Annotated in this window: 20 protein-coding genes and 1 tRNA gene; 10 read left to right on the top strand and 11 right to left on the bottom strand. The window is 65.1% G+C overall.

Annotated features, from left to right (window positions below; genetic code table 11):
- Positions 1 to 2: 2 nt before the first annotated feature.
- Positions 3 to 530 carry a cysteine dioxygenase family protein gene (locus ACV17W_RS09610; RefSeq protein WP_462596195.1) on the bottom strand — a complete coding sequence of 176 codons (528 nt, stop codon included), beginning with the start codon at positions 528 to 530 and terminating at the stop codon, positions 3 to 5.
- Positions 531 to 717: 187 nt separating this feature from the next.
- On the opposite strand from ACV17W_RS09610, the gene ACV17W_RS09605 reads away from it, so the two are divergent.
- Positions 718 to 1980, top strand: a complete 1263-nt coding sequence (locus tag ACV17W_RS09605) for a D-amino acid dehydrogenase (RefSeq protein WP_462596194.1) — start codon at positions 718 to 720, stop codon at positions 1978 to 1980.
- 23 nt (positions 1981 to 2003) lie between these two features.
- The gene (locus ACV17W_RS09600; protein ID WP_462596193.1) at positions 2004 to 2468 is read left to right on the top strand and encodes an Lrp/AsnC family transcriptional regulator; all 465 of its coding nucleotides are present in this window, start codon (positions 2004 to 2006) and stop codon (positions 2466 to 2468) included.
- Between the two features lie 15 nt (positions 2469 to 2483).
- Here the strand turns inward: ACV17W_RS09600 and mgtE are convergent, their stop codons facing one another.
- The 3 genes from mgtE to ACV17W_RS09585 form a co-directional block, all read right to left on the bottom strand.
- Positions 2484 to 3959, bottom strand: coding sequence for a magnesium transporter (gene mgtE / locus ACV17W_RS09595; RefSeq protein ID WP_462596192.1), 1476 nt, complete (start codon positions 3957 to 3959; stop codon positions 2484 to 2486).
- A 26-nt stretch (positions 3960 to 3985) separates the two neighbouring features.
- Positions 3986 to 4393 carry an acyl-CoA thioesterase gene (locus ACV17W_RS09590; RefSeq protein ID WP_462596191.1) on the bottom strand — a complete coding sequence of 136 codons (408 nt, stop codon included), beginning with the start codon at positions 4391 to 4393 and terminating at the stop codon, positions 3986 to 3988.
- Between the two features lie 77 nt (positions 4394 to 4470).
- Entirely contained in the window at positions 4471 to 5514 is a 1044-nt protein-coding gene (locus tag ACV17W_RS09585) for a YeiH family protein (protein WP_462596190.1), read from the bottom strand.
- A 111-nt stretch (positions 5515 to 5625) separates the two neighbouring features.
- Between ACV17W_RS09585 and ACV17W_RS09580 the strand changes: the two genes are divergently transcribed.
- Positions 5626 to 6522, top strand: coding sequence for a LysR family transcriptional regulator (locus ACV17W_RS09580; RefSeq protein WP_462596189.1), 897 nt, complete (start codon positions 5626 to 5628; stop codon positions 6520 to 6522).
- 60 nt (positions 6523 to 6582) lie between these two features.
- Here ACV17W_RS09580 and ACV17W_RS09575 read toward each other — a convergent pair whose 3' ends face one another.
- On the bottom strand, positions 6583 to 7791 hold the full coding sequence (locus tag ACV17W_RS09575; protein ID WP_462596188.1) for a M20 aminoacylase family protein: 1209 nt from the start codon (positions 7789 to 7791) through the stop codon (positions 6583 to 6585).
- Positions 7792 to 7871: 80 nt separating this feature from the next.
- Between ACV17W_RS09575 and ACV17W_RS09570 the strand changes: the two genes are divergently transcribed.
- On the top strand, positions 7872 to 9560 hold the full coding sequence (locus ACV17W_RS09570; protein ID WP_462596187.1) for an AMP-binding protein: 1689 nt from the start codon (positions 7872 to 7874) through the stop codon (positions 9558 to 9560).
- Positions 9561 to 9788: 228 nt separating this feature from the next.
- On the opposite strand, the gene ACV17W_RS09565 is transcribed toward ACV17W_RS09570, so the two are convergent.
- Positions 9789 to 10658: an inositol monophosphatase family protein gene (locus ACV17W_RS09565; RefSeq protein ID WP_462596186.1), complete on the bottom strand. Its 870-nt coding sequence runs from the start codon at positions 10656 to 10658 to the stop codon at positions 9789 to 9791.
- Positions 10659 to 10794: 136 nt separating this feature from the next.
- Between ACV17W_RS09565 and mnmC the strand changes: the two genes are divergently transcribed.
- The 6 genes from mnmC to ACV17W_RS09535 all read left to right on the top strand — a co-directional run bounded on the left by mnmC (position 10795) and on the right by ACV17W_RS09535 (position 18069).
- Positions 10795 to 12687 (top strand): bifunctional tRNA (5-methylaminomethyl-2-thiouridine)(34)-methyltransferase MnmC2/FAD-dependent 5-carboxymethylaminomethyl-2-thiouridine(34) oxidoreductase MnmC1, encoded by a 1893-nt coding sequence (gene mnmC, locus ACV17W_RS09560; RefSeq protein ID WP_462596185.1) that lies wholly within the window; start codon positions 10795 to 10797, stop codon positions 12685 to 12687.
- 230 nt (positions 12688 to 12917) lie between these two features.
- The gene (locus ACV17W_RS09555) at positions 12918 to 15143 is read left to right on the top strand and encodes a glycoside hydrolase family 31 protein (RefSeq protein ID WP_462596184.1); all 2226 of its coding nucleotides are present in this window, start codon (positions 12918 to 12920) and stop codon (positions 15141 to 15143) included.
- Between the two features lie 266 nt (positions 15144 to 15409).
- A complete protein-coding gene (locus ACV17W_RS09550; protein ID WP_462596183.1) occupies positions 15410 to 16498 on the top strand; it encodes a methionine ABC transporter ATP-binding protein in 1089 nt (362 codons plus the stop codon).
- Positions 16455 to 17108 (top strand): methionine ABC transporter permease, encoded by a 654-nt coding sequence (locus tag ACV17W_RS09545; RefSeq protein WP_462596182.1) that lies wholly within the window; start codon positions 16455 to 16457, stop codon positions 17106 to 17108. Before ACV17W_RS09550 ends, ACV17W_RS09545 begins: the two co-directional genes overlap by 44 nt.
- Before the next feature lie 37 nt (positions 17109 to 17145).
- The gene (locus ACV17W_RS09540; protein WP_462596181.1) at positions 17146 to 17943 is read left to right on the top strand and encodes a MetQ/NlpA family ABC transporter substrate-binding protein; all 798 of its coding nucleotides are present in this window, start codon (positions 17146 to 17148) and stop codon (positions 17941 to 17943) included.
- Between the two features lie 50 nt (positions 17944 to 17993).
- Positions 17994 to 18069, top strand: a tRNA-Lys gene (locus ACV17W_RS09535).
- 206 nt (positions 18070 to 18275) lie between these two features.
- Here ACV17W_RS09535 and ACV17W_RS09530 read toward each other — a convergent pair.
- From ACV17W_RS09530 to ACV17W_RS09510, 5 genes are read right to left on the bottom strand one after another with little or no spacing between them, the layout of a single operon-like run.
- On the bottom strand, positions 18276 to 18977 hold the full coding sequence (locus ACV17W_RS09530) for an isochorismatase family protein (protein ID WP_462596180.1): 702 nt from the start codon (positions 18975 to 18977) through the stop codon (positions 18276 to 18278).
- A 4-nt stretch (positions 18978 to 18981) separates the two neighbouring features.
- Positions 18982 to 20199, bottom strand: a complete 1218-nt coding sequence (locus tag ACV17W_RS09525) for an FAD-dependent oxidoreductase (protein WP_462596179.1) — start codon at positions 20197 to 20199, stop codon at positions 18982 to 18984.
- Positions 20200 to 20207: 8 nt separating this feature from the next.
- Complete coding sequence (locus ACV17W_RS09520; protein WP_462596178.1) at positions 20208 to 20708, bottom strand: (2Fe-2S)-binding protein; 501 nt, start codon at positions 20706 to 20708, stop codon at positions 20208 to 20210.
- Positions 20705 to 21568, bottom strand: coding sequence for an FAD binding domain-containing protein (locus ACV17W_RS09515; RefSeq protein ID WP_462596177.1), 864 nt, complete (start codon positions 21566 to 21568; stop codon positions 20705 to 20707). Before ACV17W_RS09515 ends, ACV17W_RS09520 begins: the two co-directional genes overlap by 4 nt.
- Entirely contained in the window at positions 21568 to 22419 is an 852-nt protein-coding gene (locus ACV17W_RS09510; RefSeq protein WP_462596176.1) for a CoxG family protein, read from the bottom strand. Before ACV17W_RS09510 ends, ACV17W_RS09515 begins: the two co-directional genes overlap by 1 nt.
- Positions 22420 to 22425: the final 6 nt, after the last annotated feature.

The raw sequence follows: 22425 nt of genomic DNA, 5'->3' as shown, positions 1-22425 counted from the left end.
CGTCAGGCGGCAGGCACCAGATGGTTGATGCCCGTCTGCGCGTCGGCTTGCGCCACACCATAGATGTGCAGCGAAATCGCGATGTCGCTGCCTTGGTTGCCCAGTTGATGCACCTGATCCAGGCCCGCAATTGCGGTGACGACCGCACCCGGCCGTCGCAGCGCATGGCCTACCGGCCGTGCGACGCCCGCGTTGGCGTCCCACTGAAAGTGCGTTTCGGATAGTTTGCCCTGCAGCACGCGATAGGTGCACCAGGTTTTGTGGCCGTGCACCGGTGACGCCTGCCCGGGCCGCCAGACCAGATAAAACACCGTAAAGCTGCCATGCGGGTCGCTATACGCGACGTGTCGAAGATACGTGTCCGGCTTGCCGGCGCGCAGGGGCTCGGGCAAGTGCGCGAGCATGGCCTGCGGGTCGGCCGAACTGCTGGCGATCTCGGCCAGCATCTGCCGTTGGGCCTGCTGCTGTGCCGCGCGGACGCTGGCGCACAGAGAATCCAGGCAAGTCGAGGGGGTGTGGGCGATCGTCATGGTGCATTGCAGAACATACAACGCTCAATGCTATAGGCCGCCCCGGAGAATCGTTTTGCCAATTCAATGCCGCGGCGCTGCAATTTTGGAAAAATTTTGCCCGGTATGCCGAGTTCTATGCAGGGCTGCGTGCACAGCGCATAATGCGCGCACTCGAGCGTGCACGACTTAGACAGCGGGAGCCTACATGAAGGTGGCAGTATTGGGGGCGGGGGTCGCCGGAATTGCGGCGGCGTATTACCTGTGGCGCGATGGCCATCAGGTGACAGTGCTGGATCGGCGGTCCGGGCCGGCACTGGAGACCAGCTTCGGCAACGCGGGCGGCCTTTGCCCGAGCTTTGCCGGCCCGTGGGCCGCCCCCGGCATGATAGGCAAGGTGCTGAAAATGGCGCTGCAGCGGCAGGCGCCCATCCGTTTCTCATTCAGCCCCGAGCCGCGCAAAATGGCCTGGCTCGCCCGCTGGCTGGGCAACTGTAATGCCGGCCGCTTTCGTGCCAACAAGCTGCGCATGCAGCGTGTGGCGCATTACAGCGATGCCTGCCTGCGCGAACTGTCCAACGCGGGCTTGCCCATCGATTTCGATTATCACCGGGACGGCACTCTGCAGCTGTTCCGGTCAGAGGCCGACATGAGGGCGGTGCCCGCCATTACGCGCGCACTGGACGAGTTCGAAGTGCCATGGCAATTGCTGGACGAGAGCGGCGTGCGCCGCCTGGAGCCCGCGCTGGAGTGGGCACAGGCGCCCATGGCGGGCGCCTTGTACCTTCCACTGGACGGCTCGGGCGACAGCTACAAGTTTGCAACGGGGCTGGCCGCCTATCTGGCACAGCATGGGGTCGGCTTCCGATATGGCGTGCAGATCCGCGGCCTGGAGCGCGCGGGCGACCAGATCCAGGGCGTGCGCATCGAGCGGCACACTGCGCTGCTGACGGCCGACGCCTATGTCGTGGCACTGGGCACGCAGGCGCCGTTCCTGCTGCGTCCGCTGGGCCTGAAGCTGCCGGTGTATCCGTTGAAGGGCTATTCCATTACCGCGCGCGTGACCGAGCCGGCCCGCGCGCCGCGCGCGGCCATCATGGACGAATACAACAAAATCATGATCTCTCGGCTGGGCGACCGGGTGCGGGCGGCCGGCATGGCCGAGCTGAAGGGCTATGGCCTCGCCGTAGAGCCGGCGCGCGTGGCTTTTTTGAAAGAAGTCGTGCGCGCGTGGTTTCCCCAAGGCATCGATCTCGATGACGCGCAACCCTGGGCCGGGCTGCGGCCCATGACTCCCGATGGCCCCGCCATCTTGGGGAAGACCCGCTACGCGAATCTGTACCTGAACTGCGGGCATGGGTCGAATGGCTGGACGCAAGCCTGTGGAACCGGCAAGATCGTGGCCGACATCGTGGGCGGACGGCCGCCGGCAATCGACATGGAAGGACTGACCGCGGCCCGTTTCACCTGACGCCACCGCTCGCCGGAGACCCCATGGACCAGATCGACATCAAGATACTCAGCTTGCTGCAAAAAGACGCGACGCGCCCCGTGGCCGAGATCGCCGAGCAGGTGAACCTGTCGGTCACGCCGTGCTGGCGGCGCATCCAGAAACTGAAGGAAGACGGCGTCATCGAGCGCACGGCCGTGCTCGTCGATCCGAAAGCCGTCGGGCTGGGGCTGACCGTGTTCGTGGCTATCAAGACCAACCAGCACAACGCGAAATGGACGCAGAACCTGATGGGCGCTGTCATGGCGCTGCCCAATGTCGTCGAGTTCCACCGCATGGCAGGCGACCTGGATTATCTGCTGAAGGTCGTGGTGGAAGACATGCCTGCCTATGACCGCTTCTACCGGCGTCTGATCGAGGCCGTCGACCTGCTGGACGTGAGCGCGAGCTTCTCGATGGAGGTCATCAAGAGCACCACCGAGCTGCCGCTCGAACCAGGGCAGGGCTGATCGCGCGGGCGCGGGCTACAGCAGGAATATCGTGGCCAGGCCCAGGAAGATGAAGAAGCCCAGCGAATCGGTGGCGAAGGTGAGCAGCACCGATGAGCCGATGGCGGGATCTTTGCCGAAGCGCGCACGCAACATGGGCACCAGCACCCCGACCGAGGCGCCGACCAGCATGTTGCATATCATGGCAGCCATCATGACCACCGCAATGGCCAGCGAATTGGATATGCCCCACGCAAACAGGGCTGCCACGACGCTGCCGCACAGCCCGACGAGCAGCGTGACCAGCATTTCACGCTTGACCAGCTGCCACAGATTGCGGCCCGTGATGCGGCCCACGGCCAGGGCGCGGATGATCATCGTCATGGTCTGATTGCCCGAATTGCCGCCGATGCCCGCGACGATAGACATCAGGAAGGCCAGAATGACGATATGGCTGACCGTATCTTCGAAGCGGGACGCCACGAACGAGGCCGTCGCGGCGGTGCAAAGGTTGAACAGCAGCCAGGGTGCGCGGTTGCGCAGGGCCATGGCAACCGGTGCGAAGATGTCTTCTTCTTGCAAGCCGGCGCGCGATAAGGCCTGTTCCTGGGAGTCTTCCCGCATGACATCGACCACGTCCGCGATGGTCATGCGCCCGATGAGCCGGCCCTGGTCGTCCATGACGGGCGCCGACACAAGGTCGTAGCGTTCGAACGCGCCGGCGGCGTCGGCATCGGAGTCGAGCGGGTTGAGCGTCAGGAAATCGGTGCTCATGACCGTGCGCACTTCAGTTTCAGGCTCGCTGACCAGGAGCTTGGACAAAGGCAGCACGCCCTGCAGCTTGTCTTGCCGGTCGACCACGAAGATCTGGTCGGTATGGTCGGGCAGTTCGTGCAGGCGGCGCAAGTAGCGCAGCACGACTTCCAGGGTGACGTCTTCGCGCACCCGGACCATTTCGAAGTCCATGATGGCGCCCACGCTGTCTTCGGGGTACCCCATGGCTTCAAGCAGCTGCGCACGCTCTTCTTCGGTAAGGCCTTTCTGGACTTCGGCCACCACGTCGGGCGGCAGGTCGGGCGCCAGGTCAGCCAGTTCGTCGGCGTCCATGTTGCCCGTGGCCGCCACGAGGTCCTGGCGGTCCATGGCCTCGATCAGCGATTCGCGGACCCAGTCTTCGACTTCAATGAGGACGTCGGCGTCGTGGTGAGGGCTGACCAGGCGCCAGACGGTCTGGCGCTCATCCTTGGGCAGGGACTCGAGTATGAAGGCGATGTCGGCCGGATGCAGGTCATCGACCAGCGCCTTCAGTTCGGCCTCGTGCTGGCGGTGCACCAGGTCTTCGGCCAGCGTGACGTTGCCGACCCCCGGTTCCTGACGGTGTACCAGTTCCTCGACGATTTGTTGCCGCCGCAGGCTGTCCTGCACTTCGGCCAGGGCGTGCTGGGCGTCTTCGGGGTCGAGCCGGCGAGGCGTCGCCGACGGCTTGGTGGCGGCGGCAGGCTGCTGCGTCATAGGGATACGGCCAGGCGTTGAACGGGCTAAAGGGCGGGCAGGGGGCGGCTATGCCGCGCTTCGTCGGTAGCGACGTAAGTCAGCGTGGCCTCAGTGACCTTCACGACTTCGGCATCGAGGCGGTGCCGTTCGGCGTAGACCTCGACAAAGACGGTAACCGAAGTCCGGCCCGTTCTCGTAATGGAGGCGTAAAAGCTGAGCAGATCGCCCACGAAAACAGGCTGCTTGAACTGGAACGCGTTGACCGCCACGGTGGCCACGCGGCCCGCCGCGCGGCGCGCCGCCGGCACCGATCCGGCAATGTCGACCTGGGCCATGATCCAGCCGCCAAAGACGTCGCCATGGATATTGGCGTCGGCCGGCATGGGCATGACCCGCAGTACCGGGTCGCGCCCGGGCGGCAGCATGCTGGAGGGTTGTTCGGCGGTAGACATGGCCCGCGCTCCTGACCGGAATGGAGACGGGCCGATTATGCAGGAAAACGCCGCGGCATGCGGCGGTGTTGCGGCGGTCAGACGGCCAGTTTCACGATGCCATAGCCGCCGACCAGCAGCCAGACATACAGAATGAAGCCCAGCGCCAGCACGCGCGGGCCTGCCTTGCGGATCTGACTGAAGCGGGTTTCGATGCCCAGGGCGGTCATGGCCATGGTCAGGGCAAAGATGTCCAGGCGCCGGGCTGCCGTCACCACGTCGGGCGGCAGGATGGCGAGCGAATTGATGATGGCCAGCGCCAGGAAGCCTACTGCAAACCAGGGTATGGGCAGCTTCGCCTTGGCCTGGCCCGGTTCCGCCCGCGCGGCCGCGTTGCGCAGCCACAGGCCCAGAATGAGCAGCACCGGCACCAGCAGCGCAACGCGCGTCATCTTGACGATGGTCGCGACCTCGGTGGTGGCGGGGTCGATGTTGCTGGCCGCGCCCACCACCTGGGCCACTTCGTGGACCGTCCCGCCGATGTAGATGCCCAATGCCTGCGTGTCGAAAGGCAGCCAGCCGGCGTGGTACAGCACGGGATACAGGAACATCGACAGCGTGCCGAACAGCACGACCGTGGCCACGGCCACGGCGCTCTTATGGGGCGCTGCGCGCAGGGTCGGCTCGAAGGCCAGTACGGCTGCGGCGCCGCAGATCGCGCTGCCGGCCGCGGTCAGCATGGCGGTGTCGCGATCGAGGCCCAGCATCCGCTGACCCGCTACGGTGCCCAACACGAGTGTGCCGACCACGACCGCCACCGAGACCGCCAGCCCCGGCAGGCCGACATCGGCAATCTGCTGGATGCTGATGTTCAGGCCATAGAACGCCACCGCAATGCGCAGCAGGCGTCTGGCGGTGAAGTTCACTCCCGCGGCCCAGTCGGCCGGCATGGTGCCGCGCAGGAAGTTGCCATAAAGCATTCCACAGACGATACCGACGACCAGCGGCGAGAAGCCCAACTGGCGAATGACAGGCAGATCGCTCAGTTGCATGACTGCGACGGTCATCAGCGCGACGAACAGCACGCCATTGAGTTTGTCGCGCCATGGGGTGGCAAGCGGCAGGGCGGTAGAGGAAGACATGTGCGATCTGCTATATCTAAATAACTTTACGCAATATTAAAGCCGCGCGTATTATTTAGAAAATGGTTTAACCCGATATTCAGTATCGGAAATATTGATATCGACCGGCCCATGACTCCCGACCAGCTGTTGACCTTCGCTTATGTGGCAGATGCCGGCAATATCAGCCGCGCGGCCGCGCTATTGCACCTGTCGCAACCGGCCGTTTCGGGGCAACTGCGCCTGTTGCAGGACTGGTTCGGCGAACCGCTGTACCGCCGCAGCGGGCATGGCGTGGCCCTGACGGCGGCGGGCGAGCGCCTGGCGGAGCAGGCCCGACAGCTGCGCCAGGTGTACAGCCAGGCGCAGGCCACTCGCGAGGCGTGGCGCGGGCTGGAAACCGGAATGCTGCGCCTGGGTGCGAGCACGACGCCCGCAAGCTACCTGCTGCCGGCCCTGGTGGCCGATTTCAAGCGCAGGTTTCCCGCGGTCAGCCTGCACCTCTCGGACGGAAACACGCGCCAGATTGTCGAGCGGTTGCCCGCACTGGATCTGGCCTTCATCGAGGGCGAGGTGCCAGCGGGGCTGCCGGGTGATACCGCGGTACACGGCTGGCGCCAAGACGAGGTGGTGGCAATTGTCCGCGCCGATCACCCCCTGGCGCGCGCGGGCGCGGCCAGCCTGCAGGAACTGGCCGACCAGACCCTGGTCATGCGTGAGCCCGGATCGGGGGTGCGCCAACTGGTGGAGCGTGCGTTCGACAGCGCCGGGCTGGCCCCTGCCGTGGGCCTGGAGCTTGCCGGAGTGGAAGGCGTGAAGCAGGCCGTACGGGCGGGGCTGGGCATCGCTTTCGTGTCGCTGATGTCCATGCGCCATGAAGACGGCACGCTGGCGGTCGTTCGACTGCTGCCGCAGCCGCTGACCCGCACGCTGAGCATACTGGTGCCTCATGCGCATGCCTCGGCGCGCGCCGCAGAACGATTCCTGCAGGCATGCCTGGCGCTGCGCGTCGATGAGGCTGCCGGGTGAGGCGCATCCGGCAGCACGTGATGTCGCGCCGCAGGGCCGCGCTCTGCCCGATGCGGCGTGTCAGCCCTGGGGCGCGGGGCGCGCCAGCCACTGCAGCGCCAGCTCTACCCAGTAAGTTCCGCCCAGGGGCAGCAAGTCGTCGTTGAAATCGTAACTGCCGTTGTGGAGCATGCAGGGGCCCATGCCGTGACCGGCGTCGCGGTGCGTACCGTCGCCGTTGCCGATCCAGATATAGCAGCCCGGTATTTCCTGCAGCATGAAGGCGAAGTCTTCGGCGCCCATGGTGGGCTGCACATGATCGTTCACATGGTCGGCGCCGACGATGCCTCGCAGTACGGCGGCGCAGAATTCGGCTTCCCGCGCATGGTTGATGGTGGGTGGGTAGTTGCGCCGGAAATCGAAGCTGAGTTCGCAATCGAGCGCGGCGCAAGTGTGGCGGGCGATTTCTTCCATGCGACGTTCGATCAGGTCGAGCGTCTCGTGCGTGAACGTGCGTACCGTGCCGCGCATGATGGCCTGATTCGGTACGACGTTGTCGGCGCTGCCGGTATGGATCTGCGTGATGCTGAGCACCGCGGCATCGAGCGGATTGCGATTGCGCGTGATGATGGTCTGCAATGACTGCGCCAGCTGTACGGCGGTCATGACCGGGTCGACACCCAGATGCGGCATGCCGGCATGCGAGCCCTTGCCCTGGATCGTGATGACGAACTCGTTGCTCGAGGCCATGATGGGCCCGGCGGTCAGGCCGAAATGGCCCACGGGCAGGCCCGGCCAATTATGCATGCCGAACACGGCTTCCATGGGAAAGCGCGTGAACAGGCCGTCCTCGATCATGCGGCGGGCGCCGCCGCCGCCTTCTTCGGCGGGTTGGAATATCGCGTACACGGTGCCCGCGAAGTCGCGGTGTTGCGCAAGGTATCGCGCCGCCGCGAGCAGCATGGCCGTATGGCCATCATGGCCGCACGCATGCATCTTCCCGGCGTGGTTGCTTGCGTGCGCGAACGTATTGGCCTCTTGCATCGGCAATGCGTCCATGTCGGCGCGCAGCCCCACGGCGCGCGTGCCCGGAATATTGCCGCGAATGATGCCGACCACGCCCGTGCCTCCCAGGCCCCGGTCGACTTCGATGCCCCATTCCTGAAGGCGGGCGGCCACCAGGTCGGCGGTGCGGAATTCTTCGAAGGCCAGTTCAGGATGCGCATGGATATCACGCCGGATCTCGGCGATATCGCGATGCCAGGCAACAATGGGGTCGAGGAGTTTCATTGGGGTCTCAATGATATTGGCCGGGGGCAACACAGGTATTATCAAGCAAAATCTCTTAAAACAACGCTCGGAGGCAAGCAATGTCGTCCCGTCCCTGGCTCGCGCAGTATCCCGAAGGTGTTCCCGCCGAGATCTCCACCGAGCCCTACTCCTCATTGGCCGACCTGCTCGACCAGTCGTGCGGCAAGTACGCTCAGCGGGTGGCCTGCACATCGATGGGCTCCGATCTTACGTATGCCCAGTTGGATACCTACGCTCGCGCCTTTGCCGCCTGGTTGCAAAGTCTCGGCCTGCAGAAGGGCGCGCGAGTCGCATTGATGATGCCCAACGTGCCAGCCTACCTGGTGTGCCTGTTGGGTACCCTGCGGGCCGGACATGTAGTGGTCAATGTCAACCCGCTGTACAAGGCCGACGAATTGCAGAGGCAGATGCTGGACAGCGGCGCCGAAGTCATCGTCATACTGGAAAACTTCGCCCGCACGCTGCAAGACGTGACGGATCGCGGCACGCTGAAGCATGTCGTGGTGCCCGGGCCCGGCGATCTGTTGGGCGGACTGAAGGCCCCCTTGGTCAATCTGGCCGCGCGCTACGTGAAGCGCATGATTCCGGCCTGGCGTATCGACGGCGCGCTGCGGCTGACACAGGTGCTGGCCAAGGGCGCACGCATGTCGTTCACGCCGCCGGCCCTGGGGCATGACGACGTTGCCGTGCTGCAGTACACGGGTGGCACGACCGGCGTGCCCAAGGGCGCCATGCTGTCACATGGCAACCTGATCGCCAATGTGCTGCAGATGCAGGCGGTGGCGCGCCCCGCGCTGCGCGACCTCGACCACACGCAGCTGACGATCATCAGCGCGCTGCCGCTCTACCATGTGTTCGCCATGACTGTCTGCGGCCTGTTCGGCATATTCACCGGCATGCGCAACCTGCTCATCATCAACCCGCGCGACCAGCCCGCGCTGATCGGCGCCTGGCGCAAGACCGGCGTGAATATTTTCCCGGGCGTCAACACTTTGTTCAATGCGCTGGCGCACAACTCGGAATTCGCCAAGCTCGATTTCTCGGGGCTGCGCCTGACGATGGGGGGCGGCATGGCCGTGCAAAGGCAGGTCGCCGAACGATGGCTGCAGATCACCGGGCGCCCGCTCATTGAAGGATATGGCCTTTCGGAAACTTCGCCCGTCGCGACCGTCAACCCGACGACTTCAACCGAGTACTCGGGCTCGATCGGCTTGCCGGTTCCGTCGACCGACGTGGCCATCCTGGATGATGAGGGCAATGAGGTGCCGTGGGGCGAGCGCGGCGAAGTGTGCATCCGCGGTCCACAGGTCATGTTGGGCTATTGGCAGAAACCCGAGGAAACCCGGCGTTGCATGACCGACGATGGCTACTTCCGTACCGGCGATATTGGCATCATGGATGAAAAAGGCCATACGCGCATCGTCGACCGCAAGAAAGACATGATCGCGGTGTCGGGGTTCAAGGTCTACCCCAACGAAGTCGAGGCGGTTATCGCGGCGCACCCAGGCGTGCTCGAATGCGCGGTGGTGGGTGTGCCCGACGACCGATCGGGCGAAGCCGTGAAGGCCTTTGTCGTGAAGAAAGACCCGGCACTGACCGAACGGCAGGTCATAGACTGGTGCCGCGAAAAGCTCACCAACTACAAGCGCCCGCATGCCGTGGAGTTTCGTGAGGAACTGCCCAAGAGCAACGTGGGCAAGATCCTGCGCCGCGAATTGCGGCCCGAAAGCGCCGCCAGCGCGGCCTAGCCCGCGTCGCGAGACGGCCGCACGGTTCGGAGCGCGCGAGCGGGTCGAGCGGCCATCAGCCAGGTCGCGGCCGACCGGCGCCTGCCGGAAGCCATGAGTCGGGCCCTGCCGATGCGAAATTCTGTGTGTGTGCGCAGATGCTCGGCTTGGTGCGGCCGATGCCTCAGGCCGACCATGGCCACCGATGGCGACAGGGGCTGGATGTAGGCGGGGCGCGGGTCGGGCGTGTCAGGCGCGCAGATGCGGCGCCACCAGCTCGTGCAAGGCCTCGACGATGGCCGGATTGCCCGCCACCACGCGACCGCCCACGGGCCATGGATCCTGGCGGTGCATGTCGTGGCATACGCCGCCCGCTTCGCGCAGAATCAGCGTACCCGCGGCCACGTCCCACGGGGCGAGGCCCATTTCCCAGTAGCCGTCATAGCGACCGCACGCCGTCCAGGCCAGGTCGAGGGCCGCCGCGCCCATGCGCCGCACGCCGCGCGCCGTGCAGATGGCGTCTTGCAGCATGGGCATGTATTGGCTGGCAAATGAAAAGTCGCGGAAGGGGAAGCCGGTGGCCAGCACCGCATCATTCAGTGACTTGGTGCGCGAGCAGGCGATGCGCCGGCCATTGAGCCAAGCGCCGATGCCATGCACGGCGGTGAAGAGCTCTTCGCGGCACGGATCGTAGATGACGCCGATGACCGGCGTGTCGTCGTCCAGCGGCCCAGCTCCGGCCACGCGTGCGCCGGCATGGGCGACCAGCGCAATGGATACCGCGTAATGGGGAATGCCGTGCAGGAAGTTCGTGGTGCCATCGAGCGGATCGATATACCAAGTGGCGGCTCCTTGGGGCTCGCCTCCTGTTTCTTCGGCAACGATGCCGAATTGCGGGGTACGGGCCCGCAGGGTTTCCAGAATCGCTGTCTCAGCTTCGCGGTCGGCCTGCGAAACCAGATCGTTCCGGGCCTTGTGGTCGATGACCAGGTCGGATCGATGATGCGCGTACGATTGCAGGATGGCGGCGCCCGTATGGGCCGCTGAAACAGCAGTGTCGATGGCAGCAGCCAAATCCAACTGCGCCGCCGGGGTAAGGGTGGATTCTGTCGTCGGCATAAATCCAGTGTAAGCCTTTGTGGTTGTGAGCTTGTGGCTTGGGGCTAAATCAAGACGTGCGCCGTGGCTTTCAGCCAACGTAACACGCCTGTCGCATTGGTTATTCTGGCGCCCTTCAGCAAAATCCATACCCACCATGGCCGCATATGTCCCTTTGACCCCACCAGTCGCCGAACTGGGCCCCGACGCCCGGTTGCGCAGCCTCGCCTACGGGGATGTCTATCACAGCCCGTCCGGGGCGCTGGGGCAGGCCGAGCACGTTTTTCTGCGTGGCAACGGGCTGCCGCAGCGCTGGCGCGGCAGGCAGGCCTTCACCGTGTGCGAAACAGGCTTTGGCCTGGGCCTGAATTTCCTCGCGCTGTGGCAGGCATGGCGCCAGGACCCGGCGCGGCCCCGCCGGCTGCATATGTTGTCGATCGAAGCGCATCCATTCAGCCGTGATGCGTTGCGCGACTGGCTGCGCCAGGCCGCGCCCGCTGACCTGCAGGGCCTGGCCATGCAACTGGCCGATCAGTGGCCCGCCTGCTTGCCCGGCTTACACCGGCTTGAATTTGAAGGAGGCGCCCTGACCCTGACGCTGGCATTCGGGCCAGCGTCCGATGTGGCGCCCCTGCTTTGCGCGCGCGTGGACGCCTATTTTCTGGACGGTTTCGCCCCGGCGCGCAACCCGGACATCTGGCAGCCCGAACTGCTGCGGGATCTGGCACGCCTGGCCGCGCCCGACGCCACGGTGGCCACGTGGGCCAGTGCGGGCACAGTGCGGCGGGGATTGTCCGATGCCGGATTCCATGTGAGCAAGCAAGCCGGGTTTGGCGGCAAGTGGCAAATGACCGTGGGCGTGCGGGCCGCGCAAGCATCGCAGACGGCTCGTCCGGATCCGTGGGCGCAGGCGCGGGCGGCCGATGGCGCCAATGCCGGCGAGGTCATCGTGATCGGCGGTGGCCTGGCCGGTGCCGGCGTGGCGCAGGCCCTGGCGCTGCGCGGCCGTCCGGTCTGCGTGATCGATGCACGGCCTGCGGCAGCCGCGGCACAACTGGGCCATGTCGCAGCGGCCCTGACGCCTGTCATTGCGCGCGACGACAATCCACGCGCACGCCTTTCGCGGGCGGGCAGCGGACGCGCCCTGGCGCGGTGGGCCGGCCTGCCCGACGGCGCCGCGCCGCGACGCTGCGGCACCGTGCAGCTCGAGCGCGACGCCGGGCGTACCGCCGCGCTGGACGAGACCTTGCGCCAATTGCAGTTTCCATCCGAGTGGGTGCGCGCCGTGGACCGCACGGAGGCCTCGTCGCTGGCCGGCATGCCGTTGTCGCGCGGCGGCCTCTTCTTCGCCGACGGCCTGCTGGTGAGGCCGGCTGCACTGATACCCACCTTGCTGCGTACCGCCGGTGTGCGCCGAATCACCGGCCAGGCGGCGCTGCTGCGCCCTGGCGCCCATGGTTGGCAGGTGCTCGATGCCGCGGGCCACCTGTTGGGGCAGGGCGCAAGCGTCGTCCTGGCCAATGCATACGGCGCGCAACAGCTGCTGCGCGATTCGCACCTGCTGGAGCCGCTGCCCCGACTGGCGCAAATGCATGCCCTGGCGGGCGAAGTCTGCCAGTTGCCAGCGACGGCCATCGCGGGCGGGCCCCAGTGTGTCGTGGGTGGCGAGGGCTACCTCTTGCCGTCGACCGATGGGGGGTGTGTGGCGGGCAGTACGTATGAGCATGGCGCCGCCTACGCGCAGGTCAGCGTCGCGGGCCAACAGACGATTCTGCACAAGGCTGCTGCGCTGCTGGGCCATCTGCCCCCCGGCTGGTCCGCTTTATCAGCCGGCCAGTTGCCGGGATGGGCGGGCTGGCGGGCAGTGCTGCCGGGGCGTCTTCCGGCCGTGGGTCCCGTGGGCCATGCTCCGGGCCTCTGGCTGGCCGCCGGCTATGCCTCGCGAGGCCTTACGTGGTCGGCACTGGCGGGCGATCTGATCGCTGCGTGCCTGCACGACGAGCCTTTGCCGCTGCCGTCCGACCTGCTGGCGGCGGTGGCGCCCCGGTAAGACGGAAGCCGCCGCGATGCCGGACGATGCCCGGGAAACGGCGTTTTAACGGTGGCGTACGCCTCAGTGCGTCCGCGAAGTAAGTGGTTGCTGCGCTTCAAACCGCGACCATTTGCCGATAATTGCGGGAACGAATTCGGTGCAAAAACAGGGACCGAGTTTATTTCGGGGGCCAAATCCGTCAAAATAGCGTCTTTTAATTGGTTTTGGCTTAAGCCGGGGGATGCTCTGTGCCGCCCAATTTCGACTATGCCCATACTACCCAGCTCGAATCTGTCGAGTTGTTGACGTCGCGCCCGAGCCGCATTGACTTCGATGCTGGCGACGGGCTGCGCCTGGTAGTCGAGGCGCATGCGCCTGGTGTGTTTCGCCTGCGCTGCGGCGAGGCGAATCTCCTTACCGACGACAAACTCGGTGCGCGTGCGCGCGCCATCACCGAAATGCTGTTGGCGCGCCAAGAGGCCGTCGGTGAATGCACCATCGTGCCGCGCGATGACGGAAACGGCTGGCGAATCGCCCAAGGCGACGTCACGCTCGAGGTCCAGTCCCATCCGGTGCGCGTCGCCTTGTATCGTGGCGAAGCGCAGGTGCTGGCATCCGACGTGTCGGCGCATGAACCTGCCTTCGGCTTCAATGCGCTCGATGAAATCGAACACGCCGTCTGGAATGCCAGCTTTGCACTCCAGTCCGGCGAACGCGTCTTTGGCCTGGGCGAGACACCGGGCGACCTGAACCGCCGCGACGAAACCGTCGTGTCGGACGATCCCGAGCATCGTGCGCTGCCGCTGGCCTGGAGCCCGCGCGGCTGGGGCGTCTACGCCAACACGTTGCATCGCGTGCAGCATGCCGTGGGCGTGGCCCCGGTCGATACCGCCTACCACCTGTCGGTCGAAGACCCGGTGCTCGACCTATTCCTGTTCGCAGGTGAACCCTGCGAAGTGCTCAACCAGTACACCGCCCTGACGGGCCGCGCTGGCCAACCTGTGCTGTGGGCCATGGGCGCGTGGCTGCAGCAGGCCGATGGCGAGATGGCCACGGATACCGCCGCGCTGGTGGCACAGATGCGTGAGCTGCAGTTGCCGCTCGACGCTGTCCGGCTGGCGGGCCCGGCGGCCTGGGGCTTCCAGGCCGACAAGCCCGTATTTGAATGGGACGCCCAGCGCTTTCCGGATGCGCGTCAGATGCTCGCGCTGTTTCACAAGCACCACGTGCACGTGGCAGCCATCGGATTTCCTGGCGTCATCAAGTCCAGCCCCCTGTTCGAAGAACTCGAAGACCGTGGCTGGCTGCTCACTCGCGAAGACGGCAGCGCGCAGGTCTTCGATGGCAATGCCGCTTCGGGGGGGCGCCCTTATGGCCTGCTCGACCTTACCTACCGCGACGTCTACAACCTCTGGATCGAGCGCCACCGGCAACTGCTCGAAGACGGTCTGGACGCGCCGATCTGTGATACGCAGATTGCCATTCCCGACGGCGTAAGCGCCCGCAATGGCGAAACCGGCGCAGCGCTGCGCACGATGTATCCGCTGCTGGCGCGCCGCGCGCTGTTCGATGCCGTGGCCGGCCACAAAGTCCCGCCCGAAGGCGTGGTGCCCAGCACCGACCTGTTCCCGGCCGCGCAGCGCCTGCCTTGGCAGACCGGCCCGCAAGTCACCAATGACTGGGACGGCCTGCAGCACACCCTGCGTACCGCGCTCTCCATAGGGGCGAGCGGTGTGCCGGTTCAGGTGCATTCCATCGGGTCGGCCACCGCGCCGCTCGACAGCATGACGTCCGAGCTCTACCTGCGCTGGCTGACGGCGGGCGTGTTCTCGGCCAACTTCTGCTTCCAGGGTGTTCCCGCGCTGATGCCATGGTCTTTTGGTGACGCCGTGCTCGAACAGGCTCGCACCTGGCTGCAGTGGCGTTACCGGCTCATCCCGTACGTGCTGGGCGCGATCGAAGACTCCGTACGCACAGGCTTGCCGGTACAGCGGTCGATGGCCCTGAGCTTTCCGCATGATCCCGACGCCCACGACTGGGACCTGCAATATCTGTTGGGCCCTGCGTTGCTGGTTGCGCCGGTGACACAGCCGGGCGACAGCGTGCGCGTATACCTGCCCAAGGGCGATGCCTGGTGGGATCTCAACACGGGGCATCGTTACGAAGGCGGCACCACCTGGACCATCGAATGCGGCACCGACAAGTTCCCGGTGTTCGGGCGCGAGGGCCATATGCTGTGCCTGGGGCCGGTGGCGCAACATGCGGGCGAATTCAATTCGGCCCGCATTCTCGACGAGGTCTGGATGTTCGGCATGCCGGTCCATAATCCGGTCGTGATGCGCAACAAGATCCGCGTCATGCAGATGCAGGGGTCCAGCTACATCAAGGGGTTGGAAGGGCTGCGCATACTTCCGTCCGAGGGTCTCGAGGTCAAGCGGCGCGGCGCCGAGGTGCGCATTTCGCGGGCACGGTAAGCCTCGATTCAAATCGCGCCGCGCACATTCCCGGATCGGGGAAGCGCGCTGCCGGGCTGGCCTCGGCGGCCCCGCCTGGGCAGTGCTGCCTCGGCGGCCCCACCTAGGCGGCCCCACCTGGGCGGCCCCACCGCGTTGCTGCTGCCGTGGCGCGTGGACAATTCGGACGTGCCCCCGTATTGTCGTTTTATATAACCGGCGGTTATTAAAAAGAGAGCAAACAGTCGTTCTCTTTGGTTGGCCGGTCCCCCACAATCGCACCGATCATGATTCACATCGAAAACCTCTCGAAGAGCTACGCCACTCCGACTGGCCGCTTTGAGGCATTGCGCAACATCAATCTGCAGATCGAGCAGGGCGAGGTGTTCGGCATTATCGGCCCCAGTGGGGCCGGCAAAAGCACACTGGTTCAATGCATCAACTTGCTGGAACGACCCGACAGCGGCGAGATCACCATCGGGGGTACTTCCCTGACCGGGCTGGACGAAGCGCGACTGCGCAGCCAGCGTCGCCGCATCGGTATGGTGTTCCAGGGATTCAACCTGCTGGCACGCCGCACGGTGTATGGCAATGTTGCGCTGCCGCTGGAAATCGCCGGCGTGTCACGTGCACAGATTCCGGCCAAGGTGGAACGCCTGCTGGCGCTGGTGGGGCTGGAACACCTGCGCGACCGCTACCCCAGCCAGATCAGCGGAGGCCAGAAGCAGCGCGTGGGCATTGCGCGTGCCCTAGCCAACGACCCCGACGTGCTCCTGAGCGACGAAGCGACGTCGGCGCTGGACCCGGAAACCACGCACAATATTCTGGCTTTGCTGCGCGACATCAATCGGCAGACCGGTATTACCGTAGTGATGATCACACACCAGATGGAAGTGGTGCGCGAGATCTGCGACCGCGTGGCAGTGCTGTCGCACGGCGAAGTGGTGGAAATGGGCCGCACGCAGGAAATTTTTGCCAGCCCGAGGCATGAAGTCACGCGTTCGATGGTGTCGGCCGCTACCGCTTCCGACCTGACCGACGCAACGTTGGCCGCCACACGCGAGCGCATCGCCGCATTGCAGGCGGCAAGGCCGGACTCTACGGTGCGCCTGCTCCGGGTGCGCCTGGCCGGCGGTGCATCGGCGGGCACGCTGCTGTCCGACTTGACTCGTCAACATGCGTTGGACGTCAGCCTGATCCAGGCGCGCGTCGAAGATATCCAGGGCGTCGCCGTCGGCACGCTTTTCCTGCTGGTGCAAGGCAGCGCCGCGGCGGTAAGCCAGGCCCTGGCCGCGCTGGCAGCCCAAGACATACCTGTAGATGAAATTGCCCATGAACCCGCAACTGATCGAACTGCTCGCCAACTCGCTGCTTGAGACCTTGCTGCTGGTGGGTGTGCCCAGCCTCATCGCGGTGCTGGTGGGCATACCCATGGGCGTGGTGCTGGTCGTTACTGCGCGTGGCGCGATGCTGCAGAACCTGCTCGTCAATCGTCTGCTGGGGGGCGTGGTCAACGTGACCCGGTCGATACCGTTCATCATCCTGATGGTGGCCATCATCCCGTTCACGCGGCTGATTGCCCAGACCTCTATCGGAACCACGGCAGCGATCGTTCCCCTGTCGGTGGCGGCCATTCCCTTCATGGCGCGCATCGCCGAGAACGCGATGCGCGAGGTCGATGCCGGCCTTATCACCGCGGCGCGCGCCATGGGTGCCAGTCCGCTGCAGATCATCATGAAGGTGTTGCTGCCCGAGGCCCTGCCGGGCCTGGTGGCGGCCACCATCGTCACGATCATCAGCCTGATCGGCTATTCGGCCATGGCCGGCGCCATCGGCGGCGGAGGCCTGGGCGACCTGGGCATACGCTATGGCTACCAGCGCTTCCTGCCGGAAGTCATGCTGGCCGTGGTGGTCGTGCTGGTCGTGCTGGTGCAGGTCGTCCAAGGCCTCGGCGACTGGCTGGTGCGCCGTATGTCGCATCGTTGAGTTTTACGCGTACGTCTCTTACCGGAACCCTAGCAACATGAGCATCACATTCATCAAATCGCTGGCCGCGCTGACGCTGGGCGCCGCCATGTGCGCCCAGCCCGCGCTGGCGCAAGACAAGCCCTTGAAGGTCGGCGTGACTGCCGGGCCGCATGCGCAGGTGTTCGACGTGGTCAAGCAAGAGGCTGCGAAACAAGGGCTGAAGATCGATATCATCGAATTCAGCGACTATGTGCAGCCCAACGCCGCGCTGGCCGCCGGTGACCTCGACATGAACAGCTACCAGCACCAGCCGTACCTGGACGCCGCCAACGCCGATCGCGGCTACAAGCTGGTCAGCATCGCCAAGACCGTGATCTTCCCCATAGGCATCTATAGCAAGAAGGTCAAGAGCCTGGACGAGCTGAAGCAGGGCGCGTTGGTCGGCATCCCGAACGACCCCACCAACGGCGGGCGCGCGCTGCTGCTGTTGCAAGAGCAAGGTCTGATCAAGTTGAACCCCGACGCGGGCCTGAAAGCCACGCCCATCGATATTGTCGAGAACCCTCGCAAGCTGCGCTTTGTGGAACTGGACGCCGCGCAGTTGCCCCGATCGCTGGACGACACCGACGCGTCGGCCGTGAATACGAACTTTGCGCTTGAAGCGGGTTTGGATCCGAACACCGACGCGATCGCACGCGAATCCTCGGAATCGCCGTATGCCAATGTGCTGGCCATCCGTGAGCAGGACCAGGGCCGCGCCGACCTGCAGAAGCTTGTCAGCATCTATCAGAGCCCCGTGGTCAAGGCTTTCATCGCCGAGAAGTTCAAGGGCGCCGTGGTGGCCGCCTGGTAAGGCGATTTTGACAACCCGGCCGATGTGCGTCATAATTTCGCGCTTCGGTCGGGTCGTTAGCTCAGTTGGTAGAGCAGCGGACTTTTAATCCGTTGGTCGCGCGTTCGAGTCGCGCACGACCCACCACGAATACAGCGGTAAGAAAAGCGCCACCTTTGGGTGGCGCTTTTCTTTGGCGCTTTTCTTTGGGGCTTCGCTTCGAAGCCGTTTCTGGACTGTAGCGGCCGCGTACTACGAAGATTCCTGGCACCGGCGGCCATGATTGCCCCAGTGGGCATGGACGCAGTCCGGCCGGTGATGAGGCGGGCGGGGACTATTCCCCGCTCGTCGTACTACTTGATGTCGCGCAGCAACTGCACCAGATCGTCGGTCGGCATGACGTCGGCGTATTTGCTTGCCATGTCGAACAGATTCACCGCGTGCGACACCTGCGAACGGTCGTAGACCGCGTCTTGCGGCACCACGACTTTGTAATTCAGTGCGCAAGCGTCCACCACGCTGGCCCTTACGCAACCGCTGGTGGTGCAGCCGGTGACGACCACGGTGTCGATGCCGCGACCCACCAGGTAACTGGCCAGACCGGTGCCGTGGAAGGCGCTGGCCTGGTACTTCGGAATGCGGATATCGCCTTCCTGGGGGCTGACTTCTTTCACGAAGTCGTAGTCCGAGGCGGACACGGCCATCACATTGGGAACCTTGGCTTCGAACTGGCCGCGATCATGCGACTGCTTCGGCGCCACGTAGGGGTAGATGACCGGCGCGCCCATGTCATGGAAAGCGCGCAGCAGCTTGGCAATATGCGGCACCGCGCGCCAGCCGTGTTCGCCGCAGCTGGTGGGCATGGTTTCGATGGCCTGTTCGACAGGCTTGGGCTCGTAGCCCATCGAACGGTACTGCACGTCGATGACCAGCAGCGCGGGGCGGCGGCCGATACCGGCGGGGGCGCCCCAGCCGGCTTTCTGATAGATGGCGATCTCGCTCTCGGGAATGATTCCGTCCCACGGCCGCGGACGCTTCGTCTGGACTTGGGTCATGGCGTCAGATCTCCACCGTGGTGGCGTCGTACTGCAGCAGCCAGTCGTATCGCTCGCGCACGGCAGCGGTGGACCAGTTCTGTTCGATATACGGCCATGCCGTTTCGGGTTCGTTCAATGCCGGGCTGTGGAATATCTTCAACATCTTCAATGATTCTGCCTTGGTGCGATTGGCGCGCTCGATGCGCGCGCGGTCATAGCGTTGCAGGGCTGCCGGAATGTCGTCTCCGCCGGCCTCGAGGCAACGGGCCAGGACGTAGGCGTCTTCCATGGTCATGTTCACGCCCATGCCCAGATATGGGGTCATCGAGTGGCAGGCGTCGCCGACCAGCGTGACTTGGCCCTGGGACCATGCGTCGAGCGGGTCGCGTACGAACAAGCCCCAGCGGAACAGGTTCTCGGATCCGATGAAGAGATCGAGGATGTCCTGATGCCAGCCTTCGAAGTCTTTGAGCGCATCGGCCAGTTCGCCCTTCTCGGACCACGACTCGGTATGCCACGTATCGCTGTCGACTTGCGCCGAGAAGCTGACGAACATTTCGCCGTTGCGCTGTACCGGGTACGTGGTGACGTGGGCGGTGGGGCCCACCCAGGTCGACGCCAGCGGTTCGCGGTGTTGCGGCTTGAGCTTGCTGATGGGAGTAAGGCCACGCCAGGCCAGCGCATCGGTGTAACGGCTCGGTGCGGGGCCGAACAGCGATTGGCGCACGCGCGAGTGCGCGCCGTCGCAGCCCACCACGACGTCGCCCTCGACGAACTGCCCATCGTCCAGCAGCAGCCGGGCGCGTCCTTCGACGGTTTCGGCGCCGGTGGTCCGCATGCCGAAATGAACCGCGCCGGGCTTGATGCTGATGACGGCCTCATACAGTACGCGCTGCAGTTCCGCACGCAGCACCTGAACCAGCGTGTGGTCGGCCTTGGGCGAGGCGTTGGAAGGAACCACGGATTTCGATTCGCCGGTTTTCCAGTAGCGGATCAGCCGGTCGCGGGGCGGCAGATTGATCTTCTGCAGCGACTCGGACAGGCCCAGTGCATTCATGACCTTCGAACCGTTCGCCGAGATCCACAGGCCGGCGCCCACTTCGCGAAGTTCTGGCGATTGCTCGTAGACGTCGACGTCAAAGCCCTTCTTGAGCAGGGCCAGGGCCAGGGTAAGCCCTCCCATTCCCGCGCCCGCGATAAGCACGTGGCGGCGCCCTTGAGTACTTCTGGAATCAGACATGGGTACCTCTATTGATACTTGGATGGGTTATGGATGAGGTCCATGATGGCCTCGAGAATCTTCACGTACCCGGTGCAGCGGCAGATGTTGCCGCGCAGGTAGTGGCGCACAGTGTCTTCGGACGGCTGCGCGTGGCGTTCAAGCATGGATTTCACGGCCAGGATCATGCCGGGCGTGCAGAAACCGCATTGCAGGGCGCCGTGGGCGATGAACGCGCGTTGCACCGGATGCAGCTGCTTGCCATTGGCCAGGCCCTCGATGGTGGTGACTTCGCGTTCGTGGGCGTCGGCGCACAATGTCGTGCAGCTGGAGGTGGGTTTGCCATCCACGAGAACCGTGCACGCGCCGCACACCTGCACATCGCAGGACCGTTTCGTGCCTTTCAGCTGCAGACGGTCGCGCAGCACGTCGATCAGCATCTCGCGCGGCTCGACTTCGACGGAAGCGGGTGCGCCATTGAGCTTGAAGTCCACGCGCATCAGGGGAACTTCTTGAGAATTCTGGCTCATGATATGCATGCTTTGATAGCCCGTTCGGCAAGCACCGAAACGAGATGGCGTTTGTAGTCGGCGGCGCCGTGCAGATCGTCGTGGGCCTCGATGCCTTCGGCATCCGCCGCAACGGCTGCCTGAAGGTGGCTCCACACCTGTGCCGCGTCGTGTACGCCGGTGAGGGCGCCGGCGGCCTCTTCAGCGCGCTCGAGCCTGACCGGCCTGGACGAAATTGCGCCCGCCCACAGCTGCAGGCGCTGCGGGTTGTCGGTAGACCAGACCGCCGCAACGCCCACCGCCGGACGCTCGGTATGGCCGAAGGCGCGATAGGCGGACCGCGTGCCTGCAGACTGCGGGGCGATGTTGATGGAAACAAGGATCTCGTCTTCGCCCCGCGCAGTGGTGAACTCGCCGAGATGGAAGTCGCGGGATGGGATTTCACGCGTGCCGTCGGGCCCCGCCAGGACCAGCCAGGCGTCCAGCGCGGAAAGCATGGTCGGGGCGTCGGCATGCGGTTCGCCGAAACACAGCACGCCGCCCAGCGTGCCGGCAATGCGCACGCGGATATTCGCCACGTTTTCGCTCAGTTCGGCATAACCCGGCAGGCAGGCGCGCACGATGGGATCGTTGGCGATCGTGTCATGCGAGGTCAGGGCTCCGATGACGATGGAGTCATCGCTCGCCCGCCGTACGCCGTTCAGTTCCTTTATGCGCTTCAGGTCGATGACATGCTGATACCGCAGCACATGGGCTTTCAGCGCGATCAGCAGCTCGGTTCCGCCGGCATGGAAGGTGGCAGAGTCGCCGTGTTCCGACTTGAGCGCCAGCGCTTCTTCGAGGCTTTCGGGGCGGTGCAGGAAAAACCTTTCAGGGCGCATCAGGCACCTCGCTTGCCCAGGCTGGCCGCCACGCCCAGAAGCGGCGCGGCCAACCACCACCAGGGCGATTGGCCCAGCGCGACGGCGCCGTGGGCCACCCCCACGGCAACGGCCACGTTGATTCCCAGCCGGGGCCACAGGAAAACGAGTTCGGTGGCGCCGCTCTTGCGCGCGGGCTCGGGGGGCGGCACGTGACCGTAGACCGCTTGCGGCGATGCGGCAGGCTGGGGGTGGGCTGCAGGCTGGCCCGGTTGCGCCGGTGCGCCGGCCGGTATGCCCGCGACCGACTGCGCCGCGCCACCCAAAGGTTCGGGCGTCGTCACGCCGGGCGTCGCCACGGCGGGCGTCGATGCGTTGGCCTCAGGCGCTGCGGCCAGCGCCCGCGGCCCGCCCACGTTCGCCAGCTCGTTGCGCAGGCGCTGTTCGAACTCGGCGAACAGCTGCTCGGATCGTTTGCGCACGATGGGGTAGCCCAGGGACGCCAGCCGGCCAGCCACCTGCATGCTGGCACTGACGTCCAGCTTGCACATGACGCTGTCGCCCTGGCGCAGTTCTTCCAGGTTGACCACCATGCCCACGTCTATGGTGGTGCCGGTGGCCTTGTCGCTGCCCATGGCCTTGAGGGCCACCTGCCGTTCAACATCATGAGAAGTGATGTGGATGACGGTGGGCACCTCGAGCTTGAAGGGGCCGATTTTTTGCCGCATGACCGCCGAGAATTCCTTGAGCTTCTCGACCTCGACCACGTTCTCGCAACCGGGTATGAGCGAGGCGACGCGCTTGACGTCGAAGAAAATGGCCCACAACTGCGCAGCGGTGGCCGGGAGCAATGCGTCGATTCTGAAATCCATGGCGTC

This window comes from Bordetella sp. MIP270_01_BMS, from assembly GCF_054958705.1.
Note: the sequence above shows the minus strand (reverse complement) of the source record. Positions and strands in the feature narration are given on the sequence as shown.

What these genes read in the sequence shown, in the direction of transcription:
- ACV17W_RS09610 (WP_462596195.1), bottom strand. Translation starts at nt 530, where the DNA reads ATGACGATCGCCCACACCCCCTCGACTTGCCTGGATTCTCTGTGCGCC.
- ACV17W_RS09605 (WP_462596194.1), top strand. Translation starts at nt 718, where the DNA reads ATGAAGGTGGCAGTATTGGGGGCGGGGGTCGCCGGAATTGCGGCGGCG.
- ACV17W_RS09600 (WP_462596193.1), top strand. Translation starts at nt 2,004, where the DNA reads ATGGACCAGATCGACATCAAGATACTCAGCTTGCTGCAAAAAGACGCG.
- mgtE (WP_462596192.1), bottom strand. Translation starts at nt 3,959, where the DNA reads ATGACGCAGCAGCCTGCCGCCGCCACCAAGCCGTCGGCGACGCCTCGC.
- ACV17W_RS09590 (WP_462596191.1), bottom strand. Translation starts at nt 4,393, where the DNA reads ATGTCTACCGCCGAACAACCCTCCAGCATGCTGCCGCCCGGGCGCGAC.
- ACV17W_RS09585 (WP_462596190.1), bottom strand. Translation starts at nt 5,514, where the DNA reads ATGTCTTCCTCTACCGCCCTGCCGCTTGCCACCCCATGGCGCGACAAA.
- ACV17W_RS09580 (WP_462596189.1), top strand. Translation starts at nt 5,626, where the DNA reads ATGACTCCCGACCAGCTGTTGACCTTCGCTTATGTGGCAGATGCCGGC.
- ACV17W_RS09575 (WP_462596188.1), bottom strand. Translation starts at nt 7,791, where the DNA reads ATGAAACTCCTCGACCCCATTGTTGCCTGGCATCGCGATATCGCCGAG.
- ACV17W_RS09570 (WP_462596187.1), top strand. Translation starts at nt 7,872, where the DNA reads ATGTCGTCCCGTCCCTGGCTCGCGCAGTATCCCGAAGGTGTTCCCGCC.
- ACV17W_RS09565 (WP_462596186.1), bottom strand. Translation starts at nt 10,658, where the DNA reads ATGCCGACGACAGAATCCACCCTTACCCCGGCGGCGCAGTTGGATTTG.
- mnmC (WP_462596185.1), top strand. Translation starts at nt 10,795, where the DNA reads ATGGCCGCATATGTCCCTTTGACCCCACCAGTCGCCGAACTGGGCCCC.
- ACV17W_RS09550 (WP_462596183.1), top strand. Translation starts at nt 15,410, where the DNA reads ATGATTCACATCGAAAACCTCTCGAAGAGCTACGCCACTCCGACTGGC.
- ACV17W_RS09545 (WP_462596182.1), top strand. Translation starts at nt 16,455, where the DNA reads ATGAACCCGCAACTGATCGAACTGCTCGCCAACTCGCTGCTTGAGACC.
- ACV17W_RS09540 (WP_462596181.1), top strand. Translation starts at nt 17,146, where the DNA reads ATGAGCATCACATTCATCAAATCGCTGGCCGCGCTGACGCTGGGCGCC.
- ACV17W_RS09530 (WP_462596180.1), bottom strand. Translation starts at nt 18,977, where the DNA reads ATGACCCAAGTCCAGACGAAGCGTCCGCGGCCGTGGGACGGAATCATT.
- ACV17W_RS09525 (WP_462596179.1), bottom strand. Translation starts at nt 20,199, where the DNA reads ATGTCTGATTCCAGAAGTACTCAAGGGCGCCGCCACGTGCTTATCGCG.
- ACV17W_RS09520 (WP_462596178.1), bottom strand. Translation starts at nt 20,708, where the DNA reads ATGAGCCAGAATTCTCAAGAAGTTCCCCTGATGCGCGTGGACTTCAAG.
- ACV17W_RS09515 (WP_462596177.1), bottom strand. Translation starts at nt 21,568, where the DNA reads ATGCGCCCTGAAAGGTTTTTCCTGCACCGCCCCGAAAGCCTCGAAGAA.
- ACV17W_RS09510 (WP_462596176.1), bottom strand. Translation starts at nt 22,419, where the DNA reads ATGGATTTCAGAATCGACGCATTGCTCCCGGCCACCGCTGCGCAGTTG.